This window comes from Brevundimonas sp. TWP3-1-2b1 (genome assembly GCF_049896165.1).
GTDB lineage: Bacteria > Pseudomonadota > Alphaproteobacteria > Caulobacterales > Caulobacteraceae > Brevundimonas > Brevundimonas subvibrioides_B.
The window spans coordinates 51,525-77,640 of record NZ_JAFCTT010000006.1; the positions used below are offsets into that span (position 1 = coordinate 51,525).

The window sequence follows — 26,116 nt, forward strand, 5'->3', positions numbered from 1 at the left end:
ATCCGGTGCGGAGGCGTACATGGCGATGGATCGGCGGCAACTCGTCTGGGGCATAGGAGCGATGGCGACGCTGTCGGGGTGTGGCGCGGCGACGCCCGGCGCCGGCGGCCTGCGTATCGACCTTCTGGGTCAGGCCCTGATCGAACATGCGCCGACGCCCGCAGAATGGCCCGGACGGGCCGGCGTGGTCCGCGCGCTCGGGGGAGCCGACGCCGTCTTCACCAATCTGGAGACGGTCATTCGTGGCCCGCGCGCCGGGGCGCCGACGCGGGAACTGCTGACGCTGCATGCCTCGGGACCAGAGATCCTGGAGACCCTGAAAGGCGCCGGGGTCGGTCTGCTGACGACAGCCAACAACCATGCCTTCGACCTGGGCAGCGGCGGCATTCTGGACACGTTGGACGCCATCGAAGCGGCGGGCCTGCGCACGACGGGGAGCGGCGCCGACCTGGCGCGAGCCTCAGCTCCCGCCACCCTCGAAACCTCGGCCGGCAAGGTCTCGGCGATCGGCTTCGCTACCGGCAAGGTCCGCCCCGGCGGCGCGGCCGCCCTTGACCATCCGGGCGTCAACGAGTTGCGGCGCGATGCGACGGGCGCCCCGCTCGCCGAGGACGAGGCGCGGATTTTGGCGGCCATCCGGCAGGCCGCCGCCGCCTCCGACGCCGTGATCGCCTGCCACCACAACCACGACTGGGAGCCGGACAACAGCCAGGTCCCGGCCTGGCAACAGGCTTTCGCCAGACGCTGCATCGATGCTGGCGCAAGCGTCTTCGTCGGCCACGGCTCACCCGTTCTCCAGGGCATGGCCGCCTGGCGGGGCCGCCCTCTCCTGTTCGGCCTCGGCAACTTCATCTTCCAGACCGAGAAGCCGCAGGGCGCCTACCCGCCGCCGGCGTGGCAGGGGGTGATCGCCTCGATCACGATCGACGGCGACCGGCCCGTCCGCGTGGAGCTGACGCCCCTGGTCCTCAACGAAGTCGGCCTGGGCGGCCCCGAGGATCAGGCCACCCGGGGTTTCCCCACCCTGGCCGGCGATAGGGAAGCGGCCGACATCCTGGCGCGGCTGGCGGTGCAGTCGGCGGCGATCGGCGGACATCTGGAGCGTCGCGGAACGCGCGGGACGCTCAGGACGGCCTGACGGACATCACTCCCTCACGACCGGTAGGTCGCGCGCCGCCGCGTTAACGCGACATCCACGGCCCCTGTGCAGGATGGCGGCCATGACCAGCGCCATCGACATTGGCCGTGCATCGGCGCTTGCCGACGCCGGCGAGACCGACGCGCGGCTCGACGCGTCAGGATTGCAGGCCCTGGCGGCGCAGTCCGTGGCCGGCCGCCAGGCGGACGGCGCCGCGCGACGCGGCCCCTTCCGACCCGAGGTCTGGCTGAACGCGCGCCAGCGGCACGCCTCGCGCCTCGCCGTCCACTGGTTCCGCAGCGCCGACGTGGCCGCGGTCTCGATCATCACCGTCGCCATCCTCTGGGCCATGACGCCGGCCGGCCTTCTCGCCGCGCCCCTGTCCGCCGCCGTGCCGCTGGCGGTCGGCGCGACCATCGTCCTCGGCCTGATGCGGTCGCTGGGCCTCTACCGTTTCGCGCGCGGGCAGAAGACGCCCCTGCATCTGGCCGCCGTCGCCGGCCTCGCGCTGCTCGGCGGCCTCGCCGCCATTCTGCTGGACGCCATCCTCGCAGGCGGGGCGACCCTGGCCGTCTACATCATCTGGACCGCCCTGATCACCGTCAGCCTCTATGTCCTGCACATGGGCTGGAGCGACCTCGTCGCCGGCTGGCGGGCCAAGGGCGCCCTGACGCCGAACATCGTCCTGGTCGGCGCCACCCGCCACGCCGAGACCCTGATCAAGGAGGCGCTCAAGCGCCGCGACATCAATGTGCTGGGCGTGTTCGACGACCGTCTGGCCCGCTCGCCGGACACCGTGGTCGGCGTGCCCGTCCTGGGCGACGCCGAGGCGCTGATGACCCACCGGATGACGCCCTATGTCGACAAGATTGTCCTCGCCATCGACCCCAGGGCCGAGAAGCGCGTCCGCGAACTGACCGCCCGCCTGTCGGCCCTGCCCAACGAGGTCAGGTTGCTGGTCGACCCGGCCGACGCCGGCGAACGCAGCGCCGCCCTCGACCGTCTGGCCAGCGCGCCCCTGGCCTCGCTCGACGGCCGGGTGGACGACGACCGCCGCGCCTTCAACAAGCGGATCCAGGACATCATCATCGGCACGGTCGCCCTCATCCTGCTGGCCCCCGTCATGGCCCTGACCGCCTTGGCCATCCGCCTCGACAGCCCCGGCCCGATCTTCTTCCGCCAGCGCCGCCACGGCTTCATCCACGAGGAGATCGTGGTCTGGAAATTCCGCTCTATGCGCCAGGACGCCGCCGACGCCACCGCCAGCCGTCAGGTGACCACCGATGACGACCGCGTCACCCGCATCGGCCGCTTCATCCGCTCCACCAGCCTTGACGAGCTTCCCCAGATCTTCAACGTCCTGAAGGGCGAGATGTCTCTGGTCGGCCCCCGTCCTCACGCCATCGGCATGAAGACCGGCGCAGTCGAGAGCGCCCGCCTCGTCGCCGAATACGCCCATCGCCACCGCATGAAGCCCGGCATGACCGGCTGGGCCGCCATCAAGGGCTCGCGTGGGCCCCTGCACTCCGCCCAGGACGTCCGCCGCCGGGTCCAGTTCGACATCGAATACATCGAGCGCCAGTCCCTGTGGCTCGACCTCTGGATCATGCTCGTCACCATCCCCGTCCTGCTCGGCGATCGCGCGGCGGTGCGCTGATGTTCTGGCGCGGCGTATGGGGCTATCTGCCCGCCAACATCATCCAGGGCCTGGTCGGGTTCGGGGCCATCGTCGTCTTCACCCGCCTGCTGTCGGCCGAGGATTTCGGCCGTTACGCCATCGCCTTCTCGGTCATGACCCTGATTCACGTCGGGACCTTCAGCTGGCTGGAAGCCGCCATGGCGCGCTTCTGGGCGGCCGAGGAAGGCCAGTCCCTGGCCGACCATTTCCTGACGCTGTACCGCACCGCCGCTGTCGTCACACTCGCCGCCCTGCCGGTCGCGGGGCTGATCCTGTGGGCCGTCCCCATCGGTCCGGGGCTGAAGCTGGCCATCGCCGCCGGTCTCGTCGGCATCCCCATCCGATGTTTCGCCAAGCTCGCGCAGGAGCGGTTCCGCGCCTCGGGCGAGGTGACCAGATCGGCCGGGATGGACATCGCCGTCACCCTCGGAGGCTTCGCCATCGGGGCCTTCTGCGCCTTCCACGGCGTCGGCGCCGCCTCACCCCTGATCGGCCTTGCCGTCGGCCCCCTGCTGGTCCTGCCCTTCGTCCTGCCGGGCGAGCTGAAACGGGCGCGGGGCGGAATCCTTTACCGCGACCGGCTCGGCTCCTACGCCCGCTACGGCTATCCGATCGCGGCCGGCCTGGGGCTGTCGCTGATCATGGCCTCGACTGACCGGTTCCTGCTCGAAATCTACATGGGTCCGGCGGCGGTCGGCGCCTATCACGCGGGCTACAGTCTCGCGAACCGCACCCTCGACGTCCTGTTCATCTGGCTGGGCGCGGCCGGCACGCCCGCCCTGATCATGGCGTGGGAGCGCGGCAGCCGCGACGCCTTCATGAAGGCCGCCCGTGAACAGGCCTCGACCTTCATCCTGATCGGCCTGCCTGCCGCCGTCGGCGTGGCGCTCGTCGCGCGCCCGCTCGCCGACTTCATGATCGGCGAGGACCTGCGCTCCGTCGCCGCCTCGGTCACCCCGTGGATCGCCCTGTCGGCCCTGCTGTCCGGCTCGACGGCCTACTACCTCAGCCAGTCCTTCGTTCTGGGCCGCCGCACCGACAGGCTCCTGCTGACCCTGTGCATCCCGGCAGGCTCGAACGTGATCCTCAACCTGATCCTGGTGCCGGTGATGGGCGTTATGGGCGCCGCCATCGCCACGACGACCAGCTTCGCCATCGGCCTCCTCGCCTCGATCGGCATGGGTCGCAGCATCGTCCAGATGCCCATCCCCTGGGACACCCTCGTTCGCTGCGGCATCGCCTCCGCCGCCATGGCCGCCGCCGTCCTGCCCCTGCCGGCCCTCGGCGGCGTCGCTGAACTGATCCTCAAGGCCGGGGTCGGCGCGATCGTCTACGGCGTCGTCGTCATGGTCCTGAACGCCGCCGGGGTCCGCGACCTCGCCTCCCGCCTGATCGGCGGCCGCCTGTCCCGGAGAGCGACCGCATGAGCCGTCCCGTCATCACCGACAATGCCCGACGCCGGGGTGCGAAGCCGGCCGTCTCGGTCCTGATCCCCTTCCTGCGCGACGACCCGTCCGAACTGCTCCAACTGCTCGACGAGGAGGCCGGCGCCGTCGACCGCGCCGTCGAGATCATCGTCATGGACGACGGCACCAACGACCCGGACCTGACCGCCAGCCTGCAGACTCGCATCAGGGCGATGGCCCTCCCCGCCCGCCTGATCACGCTGACGAAGAACGAAGGCCGCTCCAAGGGCCGCAACCGTCTGGCCACAGCGGCGCGCGCGGGCTCGCTCCTGTTCCTCGACAGCGACATGCGCCCCGACCATCGCCGTTTCCTGTGGACCTGGGCCGAGCTGGTCGCGCGCGAGGACCCGGCCGTGGCCTTCGGCGGCTTCTCCCTGCTGCAGGCCCCGACCGACTCCCGCTTCCAGGTCCATCGCTCCATGGCCGCCAAGAGCGACTGCGTCCCCTACCAGGAGCGCGCCCGCACGCCGGAGAAATACGTCTTCACCTCCAACCTGCTGGTCCGCCGCGACGTCTTCGAGGCCGAGACCTTCGACGCCGCGTTCTCCGGCTGGGGCTGGGAGGATGTCGAGTGGGCCATGCGCGTCTCGCGGCGCTTCACCGTCGTCCACGTCGACAATCCGGCCACCCATATGGGTCTGGACACGGTCGAGGCCTTGGCCGGGAAATACGAACAGTCCGCCAGCAATTTCGCCCGCGTCGTCGCCCGCCATCCCGACATCGTCGGAACCTATCCCAGCTACAAGGCCGCCCGCCTGCTGAAGAAGATCCCCGCCATCGGCGCCATTCGTCCCTGGATCAAGCGCGCCGCCACCACCACCTGGATGCCCACAAAGGCCCGCGCCTTCTCGCTGCGTCTCTATCGCGCCGCCCTCTACGCCGAGGCCGTGTGATGCAGCCCGTGTCGGTCATCGTGCCGACCATGCGCCGCCCGGAGAGCCTCGAGCGGGCGCTGCGCTCCCTGTTCGCCCAGACGGCGCCGATGACCTCCATCGTCGTCGTCGACAACGACCCCTCCGGGACGGCGGCGGCCACAGTCACCCGCCTGGCCGCCGTCAGCCCCTGCCCCCTGATCTACCGCCACGAGCCCCGCCCCGGCGTCGCCACGGCCCGCAACGCCGGCCTGTCGATGACCGACGCCCCCCGGATCGCCTTCCTCGACGACGACGAGGCCGCCTCCCCGACCTGGCTCGCCGCCCTCCTCGCCGCCCTGGAGCAGACGAAGGCCGACGTCGTCTTCGGCCCCATCGCCGGTCGCGTGCCCGAAGCTGCCGGCTGGGCCAGACCTTATCTGGAGGCCTTCTTCGGCCGCGAAGGCCCCGCCCGGACCCAACGGATCGACAAGCCCTGGGGCTGCGGCAACTCCCTGATGATCCGGGCCACGGCCCTGCCCGGGCCCGCCCCCTTCGACGTCGCGGCGGATCAGTCCGGCGGCGAGGACGACGCCCTGTTCGCGGCGTTACAGGCGCGCGGCGGCACGTTCGGCTGGGCCGCGGACGCCTGGGTCGACGAGTTCGCCCCGCCCCACCGCGCCACCCTGCGTTACGCCCTGGCGCGCGCCTTCGCCTACGGCCAGGGCCCCAGCCAGACTGCCGCCAAGGCAAACAACTGGCCCGGCGTCGTCCGCTGGATGGTCGTCGGTGCCGCACAGGCCCTCGTCTGGGGTCTCGCCGCCATCGCCCTGACCGTCATCGCCCATCCCTCACGCGCCCGCATGATGGACAAGGCCGCGCGCGGCCTCGGAAAGATCTTCTGGATGAAAGGCTTGGAGCCTCGCTTCTATGGCGCGCGCGAACTGGCCCGCCTGAACGCCACCAACACCGCCTAGCCCACCCTCCGTCATCCTCGGGTTCGCTTCGCGCCCTAAGGATGACGAAGGGGTGGAGTTTAGCCCGTCAGCCGCCTGAGGAAGGCCGGAGGGCTGTAGGTCGAGCGATTGACCACCACGCCCGCGATCCGCCCGCCGACGGACTCGATCTCGTCACGCAGAATGACCGGCTCGTTCGCCGCCGTGCTCTCCGCCGCCACGATCAGCACCGTCGCATCGACATAGGGCGCCAGGGTGATGCACAGGTCGCTGCGATCCGCCGCCGGGGCGTCGATCACCACCGTATCGGCATGTTTCCGCATCGCATCCCAGTAGCGCGGATCCGGCAGGGGTTCCGCCCTCTGGCCCGACCTCAGCACCTCGGCCCGGAACCGCGTGATCCACAGCCGCCCGCCCAAACAGGGCCGCGCCGTCATCAGCCGCGCCGGCGCGATCGGCTTGTTGTCCCGCCCCATCACCGGCGGCGTCACGGCGAAGAAGCTGGACCCATTCGGAGACGACGACGCCGCCGCCCCCAGCCGTCCGAACCGCTCGGGCTCTCCGGCCACCGCCTCCTGCTGCGTCGGCTGGGCCAGGTCGGCGTCGATCAGCCAGACGGGCTTGCGCGCCCGCACCGCCGCCAGCCGCGCGAACTCGCGTGCGACGGTCGAGGCGCCTTCCCCGGAGTTGGCGCAAGCGAACTGGATGACCCGTCCACGGTGCGCGGGGGCCGATCCCAGCGCGGCCCAGAGGCCCGCCATTTCTGATGTGAGATCGACCATTCGAATCGGTTACGCGATGACTCTGGGCCCGAAGGCTAACACGATGATCTCAATGGGCCTTCATCGGGGCGACAGCGAGAACGGGCATCTCCAGCGTCCGTCCCGCGATGGCCGGCGTCGCATAGCCGCGCCGCGTGAACACCCGCAGCAGACCGACGCACAGGGCCGTAAAGCCGGCGAACAGGATGACCAGGGCCAGCAGAGGCAGCTTCATGCTGGTCCCCCGTGTCGGCGCCGCCGCCCGCTCGATGACCCGCACATTGTCGGCCCCGGCGGCGACCAGTCCGTTGTCGGCCCGGCTCTGGGTCTCACGCTGCTGGAACTCGCGGATCGACGCCGTCAGGACGTCGCGGTTCGAGGTCAGGGTGGAGTTCTGCGACTCTTCACGGGTCAGTCGTGCCTGGCGCTCCTGAACATCGGCCAGTTGCCGGTTCACCGACGACAGCCTCGCCGACAGGGAATCCCGCTCCGCCAGGGTCGTGATCCGGGTCGTCTCCAGCTCGGTCCAGACCGGGTTCGGCCCCAGACGAACCTCCTTGGCCCCCACCGTCGTACCGCTGGCGACGTACGCCTGCAGGCCGGCGATCCGGGCCTCAATGTCCAGGATCGGCTGGCTGTCGGGCTGATAGCGGGCCAGCAGCTGCTCGCGCTCGGTGCGCAGTTGCAGGATCTGGTCCTGGGCCGAGACGTTCAGGTCCTGCTGCAGGGTCACCTCGGCGGGCGTACGCTCCTGCTGCGCTTCCAGTGTCTCAAGTCGCCGTGCCGCCTGGTTCAACTGGCTCTCGACCGAGAACTTGTCCGCCAGGATCGTTTGATACACCGCAGCCAGCGCCGTCTTGGTCGCAGCGAAATCGCCGATGTCGTTCGTGGCGAGGAAGGTCTCATAGGCCGCGTCAACGTCGGCCAGTTCGTCCTCGAACACCCGACGCTGTGTCTGGATGGCCGGGGTGGACCGATCCTGGAACACTTCGCGACGATAGATCAGATACTGGTCGATGATGGCGTTCAGGACCCGCGCCGACTTCTCGGCGCTGTCGCTCTCGAAGCCCAGGCCGATCGTCGCGCCCTGGGGCGTGGTGCCGATGCTCAGGCCGTCGTTGATGAATTTGATCGCGTCGCCTTCCTGCCTGGCGACGGGGTCGGTCGAGACCTTTCCCGGCTTCTGGAAGAACGGCAGCCCCAGCGCGCGCACGGCTCTCAGCTTCACTTCCCGCGTGCCGATGATGCCGGCCTCGGCCTGGGCGACCTCGCCGACGGCGGGCGGCTGGGACTGGCGATCCGCCAGCCCGCCGACGCGCGGCTGGTAGACATATTCCTGACCGGCGTTGACCAGCAGGCTGGCCCCGGCCGTGTAGGTCTTCTTCAGCGTCATGACCGCCGCGGCGCCGATGGCGACCACGAGCACGAACACCAGGATCATGACCAGCAGTTCGCGGAACAGCAGGCCGATCACGTCGAACAGCCCGTAGCGCGGTCGCGCCGAGACATAGGCTGTCGTGGGGGCCGAACGCATGGGAACTGGCGAATCCGTGGGAGAGTGAACCGTCTCCGATCCTTCGCCTGTCCGCGTTAACCATGCGTTACCCATAACTGGCGAGGGTCTCCCTATGTTCGATCGGCGTCAGATTCTTTGGACGATGGCTGCGGCCATGGTCGCGTCGTCCGTGGCCGGCTGCGCCTCGGGCCCGTCAACGTCGCGCAGCGTGCGTGTCCAGCAGGGCGATTTCAACGACATCGCTTTCGCCGACTGGACCGACGACGAACCCGAATACCTGCTCTACCCCGGCGACGAGATCGAGGTAGCGACGCCGACGGCGACCGAGCTGACGCGGACGTTGCGGGTCGGTCCGGATGGTCGCATCGCCCTGCCCCTGATCGGCCAGGCCATGGCGGCGGACCGGACTCTGTCGGAACTCGAATACGAACTCAGCTCGGCCTACGCGTCGCAACTGGTGCGGCCGGTGGTCGAGGTGACGCTGAAGACCGCGGGGCCGATAAAGGTCTGGGTCGACGGCGAGGTGCGCACCCCCGGCGTCTACGACATGAACGGCGACATCGACGCCTATCAGGCCATCATCCAGGCCGGCGGCTTCCTGCCCAGCGCCCGGCCGCAGCAGGTGGCCCTGATCCGTCGAGGACCGGGAAGCGTGCGGATGATGCGGGTGGTGGATCTGCGCCAGCGTCGCGGCGAGGTCATCGCCCTGCGTCGCGGCGACGTCCTGTATGTGCCACGCTCGACGCTCGGCGAACTGGCCAACTTCTTCACCCAGGTGAAGGCGGCCCTGCCCGTCGGCTTCAACTACACGATCAACGGCCAGTACCAGCAGTTCTAGGCGGCCGCCCCTGATCTACGTCATCCTCGGGCTCGACCCGGGGGCCCAGCCTCACCGCTCTCAACGCCTGCACCATGCCGTCACAACGCCCGTGAGGCTGGGTTCTCGGGTTCGCTCCGCGCCCCGAGAATGACGGACGACGGGGGCGGAGAGCAGAATTTATTCTTATCTGCCTCTTGCGGCGGCCAGCACGGGCTCCACATCTATCGACCGGGTCTTTGACAAGTCGATCACGGGCGCCGAAATCCTGGGTCAGGAGCGTCCGACAATTGCACCACAGTGCAATCCGTCCTCACACGCAATCTGGATACTTTTCAACGTCATCGCGCCGAAAGCTCCACGATCTGGACTCTTGCACCCTGTTTTTTCCAGAGTGCAAACGTCTCGAAAGCCTCAGGCGGCCAGCTTGACCACGCCGGCGTCGATGTAGCGACGGGCTGCGCGCTGGGCCTCAGCGATCTCGTCGCGTTCCATCTCTTCGGACATCTCGCGGCGATAGACCCGGGCTTCGATCGAGCCCTTCATGGCCGCCAGGTTGAAGATCATGTGGGCCGAGACCCGGTCCATCGGGCAGCCGCCCGATCCCGACGAATACATCATGCCCAGCCGGAACAGGGCGTCGCCGTCCATGTCGGCGGTGGGCAGGGGCAACGGGGCCGCTTCGACCTCGTTGTGCAGTTCCGGCGCGGTTTCTTGCGCGTTCATCACGGTCGTCCTTTGCGATGGCGGACGTCCGTTCTGGACCCGCCCTTCGACCGTGATCAAATACCCCCGGTTTGAAGTTAAAGTTAACAGCGCCCGGAGCTGCAAACTCTTTTCAGTAAAGGAGGAATGAATACTCGACAATCGATTCACGCCTCCGAAATATACCGTCAAGACGGCGTTTACCTTAGTGCTGCGGACCTTAACGCGCCCGTTGACCGAACAGCACCTTCCGCGCCTCTTCCGCCGCCTTGCCGGAGGCCGCCAGGTTGCGCCGCATCTCGTCGCCCAGCGCCCGTCCGGCCTTCACCGCCGGCCGCTCTCCGACCCGCTCCATCCAGGCCGCCAGATGCGGGAAATGCGCCAGGTCCTGGCCCTGGTGCTCCGGGAGGATCCAGGGCCAGGCCGCCATGTCGGCGATGGAATAGTCGCCCGCCAGATAGTCGCGATCCGCCAGCCGCCGGTCCATGACGCCGTAAAGCCGGTGCGTCTCGTCGGTGTAGCGGCGGACGCCATAGGCGATCTGCCTCTGGTCCTTGATGATCGCCGGAGCGTACTGACGGAAGTGGTGGGTCTGCCCCGCCATCGGCCCCAGGCCGCCGACCTGCCAGAACAGCCACTGGTCGATCTCCACCCGCGCACGGACGTCGGCCGGATAGAATTTCCCGGACTTGTTGCCGAGGTACTGCAGGATCGCCCCGCTCTCGAAGATCGACAGCGGCGCGCCGCCCGGCCCGTCGGGATCGACGATGGCGGGCATCCGGCCGTTGGGGCTGATCGCCTGGAACTCCGGCGTGAACTGCTCGCCCACGCCGATGTTCACCGGCTTCATCTCGTAAGCCAGTCCCATCTCCTCCAGGGCGATGGAGACCTTCCAGCCGTTGGGCGTGGGCCAGTACCAGAGCTCGATCGGGGCGGTCATGACGGCAAGCTCTTCGCGGTGGATCAGGGATCTGATCTGGGCCGCCCGCACCTCGGCCGCAAGCCCGTCATGAACCGTCAGAAGCGCCTGAACCGTCGTTCAGCCACCGTTCATGGACGAAAGACGACCGTCATCACGAGCCGCCGGAGAACCGGCGTGCGGGGAAGAAGCGATATGAAATCGATGCTGACGGCCTTCGCCGCTGCAGCCGCCCTGGCCATCCCGGCGGGCCTGCCCACCTTGGCCCTTGCCCAGGATCAGGAGCAGCAACAGCAGCAACAGTCCGACCCGTCCCCGCCGTCGAACGACTCGGGCGCACGGTACCAGTCCGACGAACCGGCTCCGCCTGTCCGCAACTCGGTGTCCGAGAGGCCCGCAGTTCAACCGCCGGCCCAGGATCGTGAACGCGGTGGCCGCGACGACCGCGGTAACGACGGCGGCGATCAGGACCGGGGCGGTGGAGATGGCGGCGGCGGCGGCGGCGGCTGGAACCGCGGCGACGATGGCAGCAACGGCGGCGGCTCGACCCGCCCGGATCAGCCGACCTGGCCTACCGAGGAGACACCACCGCCTCCTGCGCCCCCGACCCAGGACTATGGCGGCGGCGGCTGGAACCCGGACGGTGACGACAACGGGAACGGTGGCCTGGATAGGAACCGTGGCGGAAACGACGGACAGGACTGGAATCGCGGCAACGATGGACGCGATCGCGAAGGTGGCCGGAACGGCCGCGACCAGGAAAGCGCGCCGGCGATGGACGACGGCAACGGCCCCCAAAGAGTCGCCCCGCGCGGCAGCTTCGCTGACAGCTGCAGCGGGTCCTATGTCAACCAGGGTCGGCTCTATGCTGACTGCCGCGACATGCGCGGCAACGTCCGTGGCACCTCGATCGAACTGGCGCGCTGCTCGTCCAGCGACATCGGCAACAACGACGGCCTGCTGGTCTGCTACAATGTTCGCGGGGCCTACGAGGATCGTCGCGGCAACAACGGCGGCGGATGGGGCTACGGCGGAAACAACGGCGGCGGATGGGGCTACGGCGGGAACAACGGCCGCTGGGACCGAGACCGCAACAACGGCGGCCGCAACTGGCAGGGGGACCGCAACGGTCGTCGCGATTACGGTGGCTGGAGCAATCGCTGGAACCAGAACGACTGGCGTCGCGACTGGAACCGGGGCCGCAGCAATGACTGGTGGCGCAACGATCGCGGTTTCCGGGGCTACACCGGCTTCCGCTCAGGTTTCTATTTCGCGCCGAACTACGGCTACTACTCGGTGCCGAGGCAATACTTTGGCCAGCGCTACTATCAGGGCGACTACCTGCCCTCGATCTTCTGGCGCTACAGCCTGAGCGACTACCGCACCTACGGCCTGGGCTACCCGCCTCCGGGAACCCAGTGGGTCGCCGTCGACACCACGATCTATCTGATCGACAGCTACGACGGCTACATCATCGAGGTCATCCAAGACGCCTGGCGCTGGTAGCGCCAGGCGGGACCGGGATCAGCCGCAGTCGACGCTGCGGATGATCCCGGTGGCCTCGTCGAAACGGATGTTGAGACGGTTGGGGCGATAGTCCTCGGTCGCCGAACAGGTCGTGCAGACGAACCGCACATCGGCCCCGGCCGCGAAATCGACCGCGCCGCGATGGCTCCCGATCAGGGACCGGGCAGACGCCGCATCGCAACGCTGCGGCCTGGTCGGTTCGGGCGCCGGCGTCTGCGTCGGCGTTGGGGCGCACGCCGTCAGCAGCGCGGCGCCCAGCATCAGTGCGGCGACTACCCGCAGCGGACCTGCTCCACGAGCTCGGTGCGGGTGTTGTAAAAGATGTTCAGCCGATGGGGCGAGAAGTCCATCGTCACCGGGCAGGTCGTACAGACCACGCGGCGGTTGACCACCTCCACCGGCACCGGGATCTCGTTCCTGTGCTTTCCAACCAGATACTGGAAGTCGGCGGCCTTGCAGAGGTCGGCGTCGTCGTCCGGCATGTGCGATCCGACCGGCTGGTTCGCCTCGGCCTGCTCGATCACCGAAGGCCCGGAGGCTTCGCTGATCGCGGACGGAGTCGATGTGCAAGCGGCCAGGAAGAGAGCCGCGATCAGGCCGCTTTTTCCCAGCGCCCCTCGTCCGACTGCTTCCAGTAGGCGAGGTTCGCCCCCTGCTCCTTCAGCGCCCTCCAGCGTTCCCGCGCCCTGTGCAGCGCCGTCTCGTCGCGACCGTCGAAGATGATGAAGCATCGCTCGAACTCCTCTGTGAGGTCCATGTCTGAACCATCGACAATGAACAGCGCCTGAGACCCGTTCGGGTTCTCGTCTCCCGCCGTCAGCAGGATGGGCTGGCGCTCGGGATGGGGTTGATCCGACAGGCCGTGGGCCAGGAAGGACTCGTCCCGCCAGGTCCACAGCCGTTCGTCGATGGCCTGGCGTGCATCCGCATCCGCGACCCGGACCCGCGCCCGCCAGCCGCGTTGAAGGGTGCGGTCCAGCAGTTCAGGCAGGACCTGATCCAGCGTGGACCGCTCCAGATGATAGAACCAGATTTCCCCGGTCCCGCTCACCCGATCAGCCTTCGTAGGTGTCGGCCACCATGCGATCCAGCAGACGCACGCCCCAGCCCACGGGGCCGTCGGGCACGGTGGTCCGCGTGGACTTGGTGACCCAGGCCACCGGCGCGATGTCGATATGGGCCCACGGCACGCCGTTGGTGAAGCGCTGCAGGAACAGGCCGGCCGTTATCGACCCGCCGTCGCGACCGGCCGAGTTCTTCACGTCGGCATTCACGCTGTCCATGATCTTGTCGTACTGCGGCGGCAGCGGCATCCGCCAGACGTTCTCGTTGACCTTGGGACCGGCCGCTAGAAGGGCGTCGGCCAGCTCGTCTGAGTTCGAGAACACGCCCGCGTAGTCGAGGCCCAGGGCGACGATCATGGCGCCCGTCAGCGTGGCCAGATCGACCATGAACTTCGGCTTGAAGCGGTCCTGTGTGTACCAGAGGGCGTCGGCGAGAACGAGGCGGCCCTCGGCGTCGGTGTTGATGACCTCGACCGTCTGGCCCGACATCGACTTGACGATGTCGCCCGGACGCTGGGCGTTGCCGTCGGGCATGTTCTCGACCAGGCCCAGCACGCCGACGGCATTGACCCTGGCCTTGCGGCCCGCCAGCGCGTGCATCAGCCCGGCCACGGCGGCCGCGCCGCCCATGTCCCAGATCATGTCTTCCATGCCGGCGGCCGGCTTGATCGAGATGCCGCCGGTGTCGAAGCAGACTCCCTTGCCGACGAAGGCGATCGGCGCGTCGCCGGTCTTGCCGCCGTTCCACTGGATGACGGCCAGCTGGCTCTCGCGAACCGAGCCCTGACCCACGCCCAGCAGGACATGCATGCCGAGGGCTTCCATTTCCTTCTCGCCGAGGATCTCGACCTTCAGGCCCAGACGCTCCAGTTCCTTGACCCGGCGGGCGAACTCGGCCGGGTAGAGGATGTTGGCGGGCTCGGCGACCAGATCGCGCGAGAAGTAGACGGCGTCGGCGACGGCGTTCAGCGGCTCCAGCGCGGCCTTGGCGGCAGCGATGTCCCGGGTGATGATGTTGACGGTCTGGATCGACGGAATCTTGTCCGGCTTTTCCTTGGTCCGGTACTTGTCGAACCGGTAGGCGGCCAGACGAACCGCGAAGGCGGCGCGCGCGGCCTCGGCGGCGGACAGGTGCCCAAGGTCGATCGTCAGGGTCTCTGCGCCCGACAGCTTCACGGCGTTGTAGGCGGCGCCGGCGGCGGTCTCGAGCGCCAGGTCGTCGAACTTGCCGGCCTCGCCCGCACCGACCAGCACGATCGTGTCGGCCTTGACGCCCGAGGGCGCGGCGATGATCAGGCTGGAATTGGCGCCGCCGGTGAAGCGGCTGGCGGACATCGCCCGGGTCAGAGCCCCGCCTGCGGCGGCGTCGTGATCGCCGCCCGCCCCGGCCAGGCTGCGACCGTCATGGACGAGGATGGCGAGAACGCCTGCTGCGCCGGCTTCGGCGACGAAATCGATCTTCATGGAAACGCATACTCCGGCCGGGGTAGACTCCCGGTCATTGAACTGTGGGTGGTCACGCCCGCCATTGTCGGCGGCGCGCCCGGACGTGTATTAGATGCGCCCCAACGTCCGCGCCCGCAACCGGGTGATTTCATCGCCCGCATGACCCTGATTCAACGCTACCTTTTCCGCCAGATCAGTTTGCCCGTCCTGGCGGCCTGCGGCTCGCTGGTCGGAATCGGCCTCCTGAGCCAGAGCCTCGACCAGCTCGAGGTCATCGTCGAGCGCGGCCAGAGCCTCTGGGTCATGTTGAAACTGACGCTGCTGGCGGTGCCCCAGCTGGTCGGCGTCATCCTGCCCATCGGCCTGTTCGTCGGCGCCCTGATCGCCTTGACCCGGCTGCAGCGGGAACAGGAACTGACCGCCGCCTACGCCAGCGGCATGTCGCGCTGGCAGATGATCGCGCCCTCGGCTCGGCTGGCCCTGGCCGTGGCTCTCGTGGCCCTGACGACCAATGTCGTGATCCAGCCCTGGGCCCAGCGCACCTCGCGCGAACAGGCGTTCGAGATCCGTACCGACCTCGCCGCCCTGCTGGTCGAGGAGGGCCGGTTCGTTCAGGGCCCCAACGGCCTGACCGTCTACGTCCAGCAGATCGAACAGAACGGCCTGCTGAAGAACCTCTTCATCTACATTGAGGACGGCGACAAATCGACGACCTGGGACGCGTCCGAGGCGCGCTTCGGCCGGGTCGATGGCCAACCGGTCCTGACGATGACGCAAGGATCTTGGCAGGAGCCCGATTCCAAAGGGGTGCTGCAGCAGCTGTCGTTCGACGGTTACGTCTTCCCGCTGGGTCAGTACGTCAGCAACGACGAGCACATCCGCTACAAGCCCGCCGACCTCTGGATCACCCAGCTCTTCACCCCGACGCCCGATCTGATCCGCGACACCGGTCCCCGCGGCGAACTGCTGGCCGAGGCGCACAGCCGCCTGTCCTCGCCGCTCTACGCCCTGACCGCCATGGCCATGGCCCTGGCCGCCATCATGGGAGGGGCCTTCAGCCGCACGGGCTACGGCATGAGGATAGCCAAGGCATCCGCCGCCTTCCTGCTGGTCCGCATCTTCGGCTACGCGGTCGTCGCGGCCAGCGCCTGGAACAGCTGGCTGAACGTCTTCCAGTATCTGTTGCCCATCGCGGCCGCCGCCATCGCGCTGCGCCTCCTGTTCCGGGCCTTGAAGCCTCGCCGGTCGAAAGGCCGCTCGCCCCTGGCCCAGCTGAAGGCGCGGTTCGCATGAGCGGCTTCGGATCCATCGCCGACGCGCCCCGGCACGTCCTGAGCGCCCTCCGCCTCGGACGGCTCGAACGCTATGTGCTGATCCAGCTGGCGCGGTCGCTGGGCGTGGCCCTCGCCGTCATCGCCGCCCTGGTGACGCTGATCGACTTCGTGGAGATTTCACGGGGCCTGGGCTCCGACACCGACCTGTCGGGGCTGCGCATCCTCGGCCTGATGCTGTTGAAATCGCCGGCGGTGATCGTTCAACTCCTGCCCTTCGTCTTCCTGTTCGGCACCCTGGCGGCCTTTGTCGGATTGAACCGTCGCTCCGAGCTGGTCGCCATGCGCGCGGCGGGCGTCTCCGCCTGGCGGTTCGTCCTGCCTGCGGCCGGCGCAGCGCTCGTTCTCGGCGTGCTCACGGTGACCGTGATCGGCCCCGTGGCCGCCTCGGCCGACGGTCTGTTCCAGCGCGAGCGCGCCCGCATCTCGGGGTCCGTGCTGGGTGCGGAGGAACAACAGGCGATCTGGCTGCGCGAGGGCGACGGCCCGCGCCAGATGGTCATCCGCGCCGGTCGTCAGGACCGCGCCAACGCCCGGCTGCTGGACGTAACCTTCTTCATCTACGCCACCGATCCGCAGGGACAACGCCGGTTCACCGAGAGGATCGACGCCCCGTCAGCCAGCCTCAGCGCCGGCCGCTGGCGGCTGTTCGACGCGGTCGGGGCCCAGACCGGCCAGCGTGCGGTCCGCTACGCCACTCTCGACCTGCCGTCGGCCCTCGCGGACGAGGAGGCGTTCGAGCGTTTCGCCCGGCCGCAGTCGACGCCCTTCTGGTCCCTGCCCGGCCAGATCCAGCGCATCGAGGACGCCGGCTTCTCCTCCACCGCCTACCGGCTCCGGCTCCAGTCGTTGCTGTCCACGCCCCTGGCGTTCGCCGCCATGACCATCCTGGCCGCAGCCTTCTCGCTGCGACTGATGCGTCTGGGCGACCTGGCGCGCATGGCGGTGGCCGCCGTGGTGCTGGGTTTCGCCTTCTTCTTCCTCAGCCAGTTCTCCGCCGCCATGGGTTCGGCCGAGGTGGTGCCGCCGTTCGTGGCCGCCTGGCTGCCCGCGATCCTGACAGCGCTCGCTGCCTTCACCTTGCTGTTCTATACCGAAGACGGGTAAGCGGGCCTCCGGCGGGGGCCTGAAGGAACGGTTGATCAATGCGGGCTGAAGGCGCCGTCTCTCGCAAGAACGCACTGCGCGGCCGCGTCCTGGCGGGAGCGGCCTTGCTGGCCTGTGCGCCCCTGCCCGCGATGGCCCAGACGGCGCCCGCCCGGACCCCGCCGCCGGCCGTGGTTCAGGACGGCCTGACGCCGGATGCGATCTATATCGAAGCCGACCAGGCCGGGCGTCAGGGCGACGTCATCAGCGCCACGGGCGAACGGGATCGGGTCTATGCCCGTTTCCAGGGGCACACCCTGCGCGGCCGCGCCGTCACCTATGACATCGCCCAGGGCATCGGCACGGCGGACGGCGACGTGGAATTGGTCGATCCCGACCGCAACACCGTCTTCGCCAGCCACCTCGAGCTCGATTCCGACCTGCGAGCCGGCGTCGCCGTCGACTTCGCCACCCGAACGACCACCGGCGCCAGCCTGATGGCGGCGACCGCTGTGCGGCGTTCCGAGAACGTGAACGAGCTCAACTATGCGCTCTTCACTCCCTGCCCGATCTGCGACGCCGAGGGTAATCCGAAGACGCCCAGTATCTCGATCCAGGCCGAGAAGGTGGTCCAGGACGAGGAACTGCGCGCGGTTCTCTATCGCAACGCCGTGTTCAATGTCGGCGGGGTTCCGGTGCTCTGGACGCCCTTCTTTGCCCATCCCGATCCGACGGTGGACCGGGCCTCGGGCTTCCTGATCCCGATCTTCAACTATGACGACGGGCGCGGCGTGTCGGTGGAGACGCCCTATCTGAAAGTCATGTCGCCGTCAGAGGACTGGCTGATCAGCCCGCAGTTCAACACCCGGGTTCTGCCGTTCCTGAACCTGCAATGGCGCCGCCGCTTCGCCGAGGGGACCATCGTGGCCCGCGGCGGCTATACCTATGCCCAGAGTTTCGGCGACTTCGACCTTAACGGCGACGGTCGGGCCGAGAGCAACGTCGATTTCGGCGACCGCACCAGCCGCAGCTATTTCCTCGGCTACGGCAAGTTCGATCCGGCCGGCCCCTGGCGCTGGGGCTTCACAGCCGAGCGGACCTCCGACAAGACGCTGTTCGACCGCTACGACGTCATCGACCCGTATCAGGACAACGGCCTCTACTACGGCGACCAGCGCCGGCTGATCAGCCAGCTCTACGCCGAACGTCAGACCGCGCGGTCCTATCTGTCGGTCGCCGCCTTCTCGATCCAGAGCCTGCGGGTCGCCCGTTTCAACGACGTGACCCCGGCGCTGAACGTGTTCGAGTCCGACGGCGCCCTGCCGCTCGTCGCGCCCCTGATCGACGCCCGGTGGGAGCCGGCCGGCGCCGTCCTCGGCGGCCGCCTGCGCCTGCGCGGGTCCGCCGTGTCGCTCTATCGCGACGACTATTTCGGCAGCCCCGTCCTGCGGCCCGAGATCATTCCGGTGGGCTCGACCCTCGGTCTGCCCGGCGTCGACAGCCGGCGTTTGACCGGTCAGCTGGACTGGCGCCGGTCCTTCACCTCACCTGCAGGCTTGCGCTACGAGCCGTTCGTCGATGGCCGGGTCGATGTCTATTCGGTCACCGACCTGCCGCCGATCCTCGGGCTGGAAGACGAGACCATCACGCGCCAGCGCGCCACGATCGGCCTGGACGTCAGTTACCCCCTGATCCGCCGCCTCAGCGACGGGGCCGATCTCATCGTCGAGCCGCTGGGCCAGATTTCGATCTCGACAGATCCGGACCTCGATCCGCGCATCCCGGTCGAGGACGCCCAGACGCTGGAGCTGGACGAATCGTCCCTGTTCCGGGTCGACCGCTTCCCTGGCTACGACCTGATGGAGGGCGGGGTCCGCATCACGGCCGGCGTGCGCGCCACGCTGCGCTGGAGCGAGGGCCGGACCGCCAGCCTGTTCGTGGGTCGCAGCATGCGCGACGCCGAACAGGACGACTTCCGCATCCCGATCCCTGACGCGCCGAACAACCTCTACGATCCGACCGGGCTGGCGGCCCAGACCTCCGACTGGGTGGTTCAGGGCAGCTTCCAGCCGTCCGACCGAATCCGGGGCTGGGGCCATGCGACGGTGGACGGATCGGGCGACATCCGCCGCGCCGAGATGGCCGTGGACGGCCGTTGGGGTCGTCGCAACCTGGCGACCGCCAGCTATATCGTCGACCGCTCCAATCCCCTGAATGGACCCCTCAACCGCAACTACGAATTCGTGCAGTTGGCGGGCCAGCAATTCATCGCGGGAAACTGGGGCGTGGCCGTCGCCGGCATCGCTGACCTTGAACGCAACCTGATCACCCGCTCGGAAGTCGGCGTCGTGTTCGATGACGATTGCTTCCGCATCGAGGTCGGCTATCGCCGCGACAACACCCGCGTCAGCCCCACCGGCCCGTCCGGGGGTGTCTACTTCCGTCTAAACCTCGCCACTTTTGGAGGGTCAGGCTATGGATCAAACGGCTTGCGTTAGGCATGACGCGTAAAGGCGTGCGCCAACCCGGTGGGGAATCGGGGCAGCAGGCTCGAAGGAATCAGGACTGACCATGCGTTTGATGCGTTTTACAGCCGGGGTCGCGATGGCCGCGCTGGTCGCCGGTGCGGCGATTGCCCAGACCGCCCCTGCGAGTCAGGCGGCGGGCACCCTTGATCCTGCCGCCGAGCAGGCCCCCGCCACCGCCGCCGCCGCGGAACCCGAATTCACCCTGGCGGACGGCATCGTCGCTACGGTCAACGACCAGGTCATCACCGGCTTCGACCTGCGTCAGCGCATGCTCTCGGTCATCGCCATGAGTCAGGTGCAGCCGACCGAGGAGAATATCCCGGCGATCCAGCAGCAGGCGCTCCAGGCGCTGATCGAGGAACGTCTCCAGTCCCAGGAGATCGCCAACTACGAGACCCTGCAGATCAGCGACGAGGAAGTGAATCAGGAAATCGCGGGCATGGCGCAGGAGGCCGGCACGACGCCCGAGAACTACATGGCCTTCCTGGCCCAGGGCGGCATCCGCCCCGAGGCCATGCGCGAACAGCTGCGCACCGAGATCGGCTGGCGTGAACTGGTCGGTGGTCGCTTCAACAGCCGCTCACGCGTCAGCCGCGCCCAGGTGGATCAGACCTTGCGCCAACTGACCGAAGCCGCGTCCAAGCCCCAGTATCTGATCGGCGAGATCTATCTCGAGGCCAACCGCGTCGGCGGCCAGCAGGCGGCCGTGAACGGCGCCGAGCAGCTGGTCACCCAGATGGTCCAGGGCGCGGCCTTCCAGGCCGTGGCCCGCCAGTTCTCGGCCGCGCCTTCGGCGGCCCGCGGCGGCGACGCCGGCTGGGTCGTCCAGGGCACGGTGCAGCCGGCTCTGCAGGCTGCTCTGGACTCGCTGCAGGTCGGTCAACTGTCGCGTCCCATTCCGGTCGATGGCGGCGTCTACATCATCTACATGCGCGACAAGCGCACGGGCGCGGCGACCAGCCTGGTCTCGCTGAAGCAGGCGATGATCGAGCTTCCGGAGACCGCGACCACGGAAGAGGTCGCCGCCGCCACCCAGCGTCTGGAAGGGATCCGCGCGAGCCTGACCTGCGACAACATTCTGCAGCGCGCGACGTCGGAAGCGGGCCTGCTCGGTTCGGACCTCGGCGAAAGCGACGTGGCCAACCTGGCGCCCCAGTTCCAGCAGGTCGCCCGTTCGGCCGAGGTGAACACGGTGTCGAACCCGGTGCGCACGCCTCTCGGCATCCACCTGCTCGCCGTCTGCGGCCGTCGGGTGGGCGGGGTGGATGTCCCCAGCTACCAGGAGGTCGAGGCCCGTCTGCGGAACCAGAACCTCGCGATGCTCGCGCGCCGCTATATCCGTGACCTGCGAGCCGACTCCCTGATCGAAATGAAGTAATCGGGGTGGCGGCGGTTTCCGACAGCGTGGGGCCGCTGGTCCTCACCCTGGGCGAACCGGCGGGCGTCGGTGCGGAGATCATCGCCAAGGCCTGGAGCGCGCGCTCCGGGCAGGCTCCTTTCGCCGTCATCGGCGACCTCCGGCTGCTTGAAGCGCAAGGCGTGCCCGTGCGGGAGATCGGCGACCTGTACGATGCCGGCGCCTTCTTCGCCCGCGCCCTGCCCGTCCTGAGTCACCCGGCTCCAGCGCCGATCGAGCCGGGCAAGCCCGATCCGCGCAATGCCGCCGTGGTCGCCGACTGGATCGAGCGCGCCGTGGCCCTGGCCCTGTCGGGCGAGGCGTCGGGCGTGGTCACGGCCCCCATCGCCAAGGCTCCCCTCTATGCGGCCGGCTTCCGCTTCCCGGGGCACACCGAGTTCATCGCCGAACTGACCGCCGACGCTCCCTACGCCGGAACGCGCGGCCCGGTGATGATGCTGACGGCGAGGGACCTGCGCGCCTGCCTCGTCACCATCCACGTCGCCCTGGACCAGGTGCCGGAGCTGGTCACCGGGGAGCGCGTCGCCCGCACCGCCCGCGTCGTCCACGAGGTCCTGCGCCGCGACTTCGGCATCGCCCGACCTCGCCTGGCCCTCGCCGCACTCAACCCGCACGCGGGCGAAGGCGGGGCGCTCGGCCTGCAGGAGATCACGGTCCTGAAACCCGCGGCCGAGGCCCTGCGCGCCGAGGGGATCGACATCACAGACCCCCTGCCCGCCGACACGATGTTCCATGACGAGGCGCGGGCGCGGTACGACGCCGCCATCTGCCTGTACCACGACCAGGCCCTGATCCCGGTGAAGACGCTGGACTTCTGGGGCGGGGTGAACGCGACTCTGGGCCTGCCCGTCATCCGCACCTCGCCCGACCACGGCACCGGTTTCGACATCGCCGGCAAGGGGATCGCGCGACCCGACAGCCTGATCGCCGCCATCCGTCTGGCCTCGGAGATGGCGGCCCGGCGAAGCGCCTCCTGATTTCCGCTCATCCCCGCGAAAGCGGGGACCCAGACCTTTGGGCGCGCCGCCGGTCGGTGCTAGGTCTGCCCCTCGATCCCGGCTGCCGAGCCTCACAAAAGAACTGGGTCCCCGCTTTCGCGGGGATGAGCGGAATCTCTTTGAGCCACACCAATCTCCCCCCCTTGCGCGAATCCCTCGAAGCCCACGGCCTGCTGGCCAGGAAGAGCTTCGGCCAGCATTTCCTGCTGGACCTCAACATCACGCGAAAGATCGTCCGCCTCGCGGGGCCGTTCGAGGGCCGGGCGGTGATCGAGGTCGGTCCCGGCCCCGGCGGCCTGACCCGCGCCATCCTCGAGAGCGACGCCGGCAAGGTGGTCCTGATCGAGAAGGATCCCCGCTTCCTGCCGCTGCTGGCCGAGCTGGACACCGGCGACGGGCGGCTGACCATCGTCGAGGCCGATGCGCTGAAGGTCGATCAGGGGACGCTGGTCGAAGGCCCGGCCCATGTCGTTTCCAACCTGCCCTACAACGTCGGCACGCCCCTGCTGATCGACTGGTTGACGGGAGCGTGGACGCCTGTCGCCATGACCCTGATGTTCCAGAAGGAGGTCGCCGAGCGGATCGTGGCCGCGCCGGGCGACGACGCCTATGGCCGCCTGGCGGTCATCTCCCAGGCCGTGGCCGAGGCGAAGATCGTGATGCATCTGCCGGCCGCCGCCTTCACCCCGCCGCCCAAGGTCGCCTCGGCCGTGGTCCATGTCGTGCCCCGCCCCGACCGCCCCGACGCCGCCACTCTGAAACGGCTGGAGCGGGTCACGGCCGCCGCCTTCGGCCAGCGCAGGAAGATGCTGCGCTCCAGCCTGAAACAGCTGGGTGGCGGCGCCCTGTGCGAAGCCGCCGGGATCGACCCGGACGCCCGCGCCGAAGTCATCGACATCGCGGGCTTCCTCCGCCTCGCCGGAGCCCTCCAGTCATGAGTGAAATCGAACCCTTCCGCGCCATCGCCATCAGCCGTCTGGCCCATGCCCTGAAGGCCGAGGGGCGGTCGGTGATCCACATGGAGTTCGGCCAGCCCTCGACCGGCGCCCCGCCCGCCGCCATCGCCGAGGCGCACCGCGTGCTCGACGCCGACAGCATGGGCTACTGGGAGAGCGCGCCGCTGAAGGCCCGCATCGCCCGGCTGTACGACGAGCGGTATGGGGTCAGCGTCTCGCCCGACCAGCTGCTGCTGACCAACGGGGCCTCGCCGGCCCTGGTCCTGGGTCTGTCGTCGCGGTTCGCGCCCGGCGACCGGATCGCCATGGCCCGGCCCGGCTATGTCGCCTACCGCAACACGGTGAAGGCCCTGCGGATGGTCCCGGTGGAGATCGCCTGCGGACCCGACGAACACTACCAGCTGACCGCCGCAGCGCTTGATGCGCTGGAGCCTGCGCCCGCCGGGGTGATCATCGCCAGCCCGGCCAACCCGACGGGGTCGGTGATCGCGACCGAGGAACTGACCGCCATCGCCGGGGTCTGTGCGCGCAAGGGGATCCAGATCCTGTCCGACGAGATCTACCACGGCCTCTCCTACGTCGGGCCCCAGCCGTCGCTGCTGCAGTTCGCGCCCGGGGCCATGGTGATCAGCAGCTTCTCCAAATACTGGAGCATGGCCGGGTGGCGGCTGGGCTGGCTGCTGGTCCCGCACGACCATATCGAGCGGGCCCGCGCCTACATCGGCAACCTGTTCCTGACCCCGCCATCGCTCAGCCAGCACGCGGGCCTGGTCGCCATGGACCAGCACGAGGTGCTGGAAGGCCATATCGAGACCTATGCCCGCAACCGCACCCTGATGCTGGAGGCCCTGCCGGCGCTGGGCCTGAAGTCCATCGCCCCGCCCGACGGCGCCTTCTACATCTGGGCCGACATCGGCCACCTGACCGACCACAGCGTGGCCTTCTGCGAGCAGCTTCTGCGGGACACCGGCGTGGCCACGGCGCCCGGCGTGGACTTCGATCCCGTCGACGGCCTCCGCTTCATGCGGTTCAGCTTCGCCGTCTCGACGCCGGAGATCGAGGAGGCCCTGCGCCGCATCACCCCGTGGTTCGAGACCCGGTCCGCCTGACCCGGAATTGCACTCCAGAGGACCGGGTGCACAAAGTGCAAATGAGTGATTACAGCAGGTTGGAGGCAACTTCCGTCTTGCGACCTGTGACGTTTCTAGACTCCCCGAGATGGCGAAGCTGATCTAGGGATTGAACCAGTCGCTGGGCGGTCGACCTGCGTTCCGGTCTGACGGGGAAGGCGTCAGTCGCAGCCTTTTTCACCGAGCACCCCGGCGAAGGCCGGGGTCCAGATCACAGACCTGGTCGCCGGGATTTCGCACCGAGCATGGCGGATAGGTCGGAGTTCGCCATCTGGACCCCGGCCTTCGCCGGGGTGCACGGAGGGGAGGCGAGAAGCCCTAGACCGCCTCGGCCAGCAGGGCCGACTGGTAGTCGGCGATCCAGATGTTGCGGAACCGGCGGCTGCGTTCGGCGTGATAGATGTGGGCCAGCTCCGCATAGGAGCGGTCGAAGTCGTCGTTGACGAAGATGTAGTCGAAATCCGTGCAGTGCTCGATCTCGCCCTTGGCGTTGGCGATGCGGCGCTCGATGACGTCGTCGGCGTCCTGTGACCGGGTCACCAGACGGCGCTTCAACTCTTCAAGGCTGGGCGGCAGGATGAAGACCCGCACCGCGTCTTCCGGGCATTTCGCCGCGATATCGCGCGCGCCCTGCCAGTCGATGTCGAACAGCACGTCACGACCCTCGGCCAGGGCCTTGTCGATCGGCGCGCGGGGGCTGCCGTAGCGAGCGCCGTGGACGTCGGCCCATTCGAGGAAGGCGTCGGCGTCGATCAGGCTCTGGAAGTCTTCCGGCGAGATGAAGTGATAATCGCGATCGGCCACCTCGCCCGGGCGGATGCCGCGCGTGGTCATCGAGACCGACAGCTCCAGCCCGCCGTGGTCGGCCATCAGCCGCCGGCACAGCGACGTCTTGCCGGCCCCCGAGGGGCTGGCGACGATCAGGAGGACGCCCCGACGGGGCGTGCGTTCATTCAACATTCTGTACTTGCTCTCGAAGCTGTTCGATGACCGCTTTCAGGTCCAGGCCCGTGGCGGTCAGCGCCGTCGTAGCCGATTTCGAACAGAGGGTGTTCGCCTCGCGCATGAACTCCTGCATCAGGAAGTCCAGTTTGCGGCCCGAGGGCGGTTGATCCAGCAGGGCGCGGGCGGAGGCGACGTGTGCGGTCAGCCGGTCCAGCTCCTCGCGCACGTCGGCTTTCGTCGCGAGCGCGGCGGCCTCCAGCACGATCCGGTCTTCAAGCCCCGGCGCGTCGGGCGCCAGTTCGGCCATGCGGCGGGCGAAGCGTTCACGGACGGCTTCCGTCTGGGCGGCGGCCCCGGTCTCGGCCGTGGCGACGAGGCTATCGATGCGGGAGACGAAGTCCTCGATCACGGGCCGCAACTGGGCGCCCTCGCGTTCGCGGGAGATTTTCAGCGCATCGAGCGCCTGTTCGACCGTGGCGGCCATGGCGGCCTCGATCGGGGCGCGCGCCTCGGGATCCTCGGCCTCCTCGTCGATATCCAGCACGCCGCGCAGGGCCAGCAGGCCATCGGCGGACGGCGGCGTCGCCCCCTCCTCCGCCAGCTGGTTGGCGAGCTGGAAATATCGGGCCAGAACGGCCTCGTTGACCTTCAGGGCCGAGGCGTCGCCCTGCGCGCGGCGCGCCTGGATGCCGATCGTGACCTGACCCCGGCTCAGACGCGCCTGACCGGCCGCCTTGGCGAGCCGCTCGAGGTTGTCGAAGCCGTTCGGACCCCGGAAGCGGACCTCCAGATTGCGACCGTTGACCGAGCGCGCCTCGACCGACCAGGTCCAGCCGTCGAGGGCGCCGTCGGCCCGGCCGAAGCCGGTCATTCCGGACAGG

At 68.7% G+C, this 26,116-nt stretch carries 24 protein-coding genes; 14 read left to right on the forward strand and 10 right to left on the reverse strand.

Annotated elements, in window-relative coordinates; genetic code table 11:
• The first annotated feature begins 19 nt into the window (after nucleotides 1-19).
• From ACP7AB_RS07285 to ACP7AB_RS07305, 5 genes are all read left to right on the forward strand, one after another.
• Entirely contained in the window at nucleotides 20-1,138 is a 1,119-nt protein-coding gene (locus tag ACP7AB_RS07285) for a CapA family protein (RefSeq protein WP_425989702.1), read from the forward strand.
• An 82-nt stretch (nucleotides 1,139-1,220) separates the two neighbouring features.
• Nucleotides 1,221-2,795 carry an exopolysaccharide biosynthesis polyprenyl glycosylphosphotransferase gene (locus tag ACP7AB_RS07290; RefSeq protein ID WP_425989700.1) on the forward strand — a complete coding sequence of 525 codons (1,575 nt, stop codon included), beginning with the start codon at nucleotides 1,221-1,223 and terminating at the stop codon, nucleotides 2,793-2,795.
• On the forward strand, nucleotides 2,795-4,243 hold the full coding sequence (locus ACP7AB_RS07295; protein ID WP_425989698.1) for a polysaccharide biosynthesis C-terminal domain-containing protein: 1,449 nt from the start codon (nucleotides 2,795-2,797) through the stop codon (nucleotides 4,241-4,243). Before ACP7AB_RS07290 ends, ACP7AB_RS07295 begins: the two co-directional genes overlap by 1 nt.
• Nucleotides 4,240-5,175, forward strand: coding sequence for a glycosyltransferase family 2 protein (locus ACP7AB_RS07300; RefSeq protein ID WP_425989697.1), 936 nt, complete (start codon nucleotides 4,240-4,242; stop codon nucleotides 5,173-5,175). The genes ACP7AB_RS07295 and ACP7AB_RS07300 overlap by 4 nt, the downstream gene beginning before the upstream one ends.
• Nucleotides 5,175-6,110, forward strand: a complete 936-nt coding sequence (locus ACP7AB_RS07305) for a glycosyltransferase family 2 protein (RefSeq protein WP_425989695.1) — start codon at nucleotides 5,175-5,177, stop codon at nucleotides 6,108-6,110. Before ACP7AB_RS07300 ends, ACP7AB_RS07305 begins: the two co-directional genes overlap by 1 nt.
• 59 nt (nucleotides 6,111-6,169) lie before the next feature.
• Here ACP7AB_RS07305 and ACP7AB_RS07310 read toward each other — a convergent pair whose 3' ends face one another.
• Nucleotides 6,170-6,871, reverse strand: coding sequence for a hfsB (locus ACP7AB_RS07310; RefSeq protein WP_425989693.1), 702 nt, complete (start codon nucleotides 6,869-6,871; stop codon nucleotides 6,170-6,172).
• 49 nt (nucleotides 6,872-6,920) lie between these two features.
• Nucleotides 6,921-8,384 (reverse strand): GumC family protein, encoded by a 1,464-nt coding sequence (locus ACP7AB_RS07315; RefSeq protein WP_425989691.1) that lies wholly within the window; start codon nucleotides 8,382-8,384, stop codon nucleotides 6,921-6,923.
• Nucleotides 8,385-8,478: 94 nt separating this feature from the next.
• Between ACP7AB_RS07315 and ACP7AB_RS07320 the strand changes: the two genes are divergently transcribed.
• Nucleotides 8,479-9,204, forward strand: a complete 726-nt coding sequence (locus tag ACP7AB_RS07320) for a polysaccharide biosynthesis/export family protein (RefSeq protein WP_425989689.1) — start codon at nucleotides 8,479-8,481, stop codon at nucleotides 9,202-9,204.
• A gap of 393 nt (nucleotides 9,205-9,597) precedes the next feature.
• Here the strand turns inward: ACP7AB_RS07320 and ACP7AB_RS07325 are convergent, their stop codons facing one another.
• Entirely contained in the window at nucleotides 9,598-9,909 is a 312-nt protein-coding gene (locus ACP7AB_RS07325; protein WP_298163465.1) for a sel1 repeat family protein, read from the reverse strand.
• Between the two features lie 199 nt (nucleotides 9,910-10,108).
• Nucleotides 10,109-10,828, reverse strand: coding sequence for a glutathione S-transferase N-terminal domain-containing protein (locus ACP7AB_RS07330; RefSeq protein ID WP_425989687.1), 720 nt, complete (start codon nucleotides 10,826-10,828; stop codon nucleotides 10,109-10,111).
• A gap of 174 nt (nucleotides 10,829-11,002) precedes the next feature.
• On the opposite strand from ACP7AB_RS07330, the gene ACP7AB_RS07335 reads away from it, so the two are divergent.
• Nucleotides 11,003-12,313, forward strand: a complete 1,311-nt coding sequence (locus ACP7AB_RS07335) for an RcnB family protein (protein WP_425989686.1) — start codon at nucleotides 11,003-11,005, stop codon at nucleotides 12,311-12,313.
• Between the two features lie 18 nt (nucleotides 12,314-12,331).
• Here ACP7AB_RS07335 and ACP7AB_RS07340 read toward each other — a convergent pair whose 3' ends face one another.
• The 4 genes from ACP7AB_RS07340 to ACP7AB_RS07355 all read right to left on the reverse strand — a co-directional run bounded on the left by ACP7AB_RS07340 (nucleotide 12,332) and on the right by ACP7AB_RS07355 (nucleotide 14,862).
• Complete coding sequence (locus ACP7AB_RS07340; RefSeq protein ID WP_425989684.1) at nucleotides 12,332-12,595, reverse strand: hemolysin; 264 nt, start codon at nucleotides 12,593-12,595, stop codon at nucleotides 12,332-12,334.
• Between the two features lie 11 nt (nucleotides 12,596-12,606).
• Complete coding sequence (locus tag ACP7AB_RS07345) at nucleotides 12,607-12,858, reverse strand: hypothetical protein (protein ID WP_303696119.1); 252 nt, start codon at nucleotides 12,856-12,858, stop codon at nucleotides 12,607-12,609.
• 68 nt (nucleotides 12,859-12,926) lie between these two features.
• The gene (locus ACP7AB_RS07350; RefSeq protein WP_425989682.1) at nucleotides 12,927-13,385 is read right to left on the reverse strand and encodes a DNA polymerase III subunit chi; all 459 of its coding nucleotides are present in this window, start codon (nucleotides 13,383-13,385) and stop codon (nucleotides 12,927-12,929) included.
• A gap of 4 nt (nucleotides 13,386-13,389) precedes the next feature.
• Entirely contained in the window at nucleotides 13,390-14,862 is a 1,473-nt protein-coding gene (locus ACP7AB_RS07355) for a leucyl aminopeptidase (protein WP_425989680.1), read from the reverse strand.
• 141 nt (nucleotides 14,863-15,003) lie between these two features.
• On the opposite strand from ACP7AB_RS07355, the gene ACP7AB_RS07360 reads away from it, so the two are divergent.
• The 7 genes from ACP7AB_RS07360 to ACP7AB_RS07390 all read left to right on the forward strand — a co-directional run bounded on the left by ACP7AB_RS07360 (nucleotide 15,004) and on the right by ACP7AB_RS07390 (nucleotide 24,269).
• Nucleotides 15,004-16,137, forward strand: coding sequence for an LptF/LptG family permease (locus ACP7AB_RS07360; RefSeq protein ID WP_425989678.1), 1,134 nt, complete (start codon nucleotides 15,004-15,006; stop codon nucleotides 16,135-16,137).
• On the forward strand, nucleotides 16,134-17,282 hold the full coding sequence (gene lptG, locus ACP7AB_RS07365) for an LPS export ABC transporter permease LptG (protein ID WP_425989676.1): 1,149 nt from the start codon (nucleotides 16,134-16,136) through the stop codon (nucleotides 17,280-17,282). Before ACP7AB_RS07360 ends, lptG begins: the two co-directional genes overlap by 4 nt.
• Nucleotides 17,283-17,320: 38 nt before the next feature.
• Nucleotides 17,321-19,759, forward strand: coding sequence for an LPS-assembly protein LptD (locus ACP7AB_RS07370; RefSeq protein WP_425989674.1), 2,439 nt, complete (start codon nucleotides 17,321-17,323; stop codon nucleotides 19,757-19,759).
• Nucleotides 19,760-19,841: 82 nt separating this feature from the next.
• Nucleotides 19,842-21,167, forward strand: a complete 1,326-nt coding sequence (locus ACP7AB_RS07375) for a peptidylprolyl isomerase (RefSeq protein WP_426046125.1) — start codon at nucleotides 19,842-19,844, stop codon at nucleotides 21,165-21,167.
• 5 nt (nucleotides 21,168-21,172) lie between these two features.
• Nucleotides 21,173-22,183 (forward strand): 4-hydroxythreonine-4-phosphate dehydrogenase PdxA, encoded by a 1,011-nt coding sequence (gene pdxA, locus ACP7AB_RS07380; RefSeq protein WP_425989670.1) that lies wholly within the window; start codon nucleotides 21,173-21,175, stop codon nucleotides 22,181-22,183.
• Nucleotides 22,184-22,308: 125 nt separating this feature from the next.
• Complete coding sequence (gene rsmA / locus ACP7AB_RS07385; RefSeq protein WP_425989668.1) at nucleotides 22,309-23,142, forward strand: 16S rRNA (adenine(1518)-N(6)/adenine(1519)-N(6))-dimethyltransferase RsmA; 834 nt, start codon at nucleotides 22,309-22,311, stop codon at nucleotides 23,140-23,142.
• Nucleotides 23,139-24,269 (forward strand): pyridoxal phosphate-dependent aminotransferase, encoded by a 1,131-nt coding sequence (locus ACP7AB_RS07390; RefSeq protein ID WP_425989666.1) that lies wholly within the window; start codon nucleotides 23,139-23,141, stop codon nucleotides 24,267-24,269. Before rsmA ends, ACP7AB_RS07390 begins: the two co-directional genes overlap by 4 nt.
• 339 nt (nucleotides 24,270-24,608) lie before the next feature.
• On the opposite strand, the gene gmk is transcribed toward ACP7AB_RS07390, so the two are convergent.
• Together gmk and ACP7AB_RS07400 are read right to left on the reverse strand one after the other, a co-directional pair.
• Nucleotides 24,609-25,250 (reverse strand): guanylate kinase, encoded by a 642-nt coding sequence (gene gmk, locus ACP7AB_RS07395; RefSeq protein WP_425989664.1) that lies wholly within the window; start codon nucleotides 25,248-25,250, stop codon nucleotides 24,609-24,611.
• Nucleotides 25,240-26,106 carry a YicC/YloC family endoribonuclease gene (locus ACP7AB_RS07400; protein ID WP_425989778.1) on the reverse strand — a complete coding sequence of 289 codons (867 nt, stop codon included), beginning with the start codon at nucleotides 26,104-26,106 and terminating at the stop codon, nucleotides 25,240-25,242. The genes gmk and ACP7AB_RS07400 overlap by 11 nt, the downstream gene beginning before the upstream one ends.
• Between the last annotated feature and the right edge of the window lie 10 nt (nucleotides 26,107-26,116).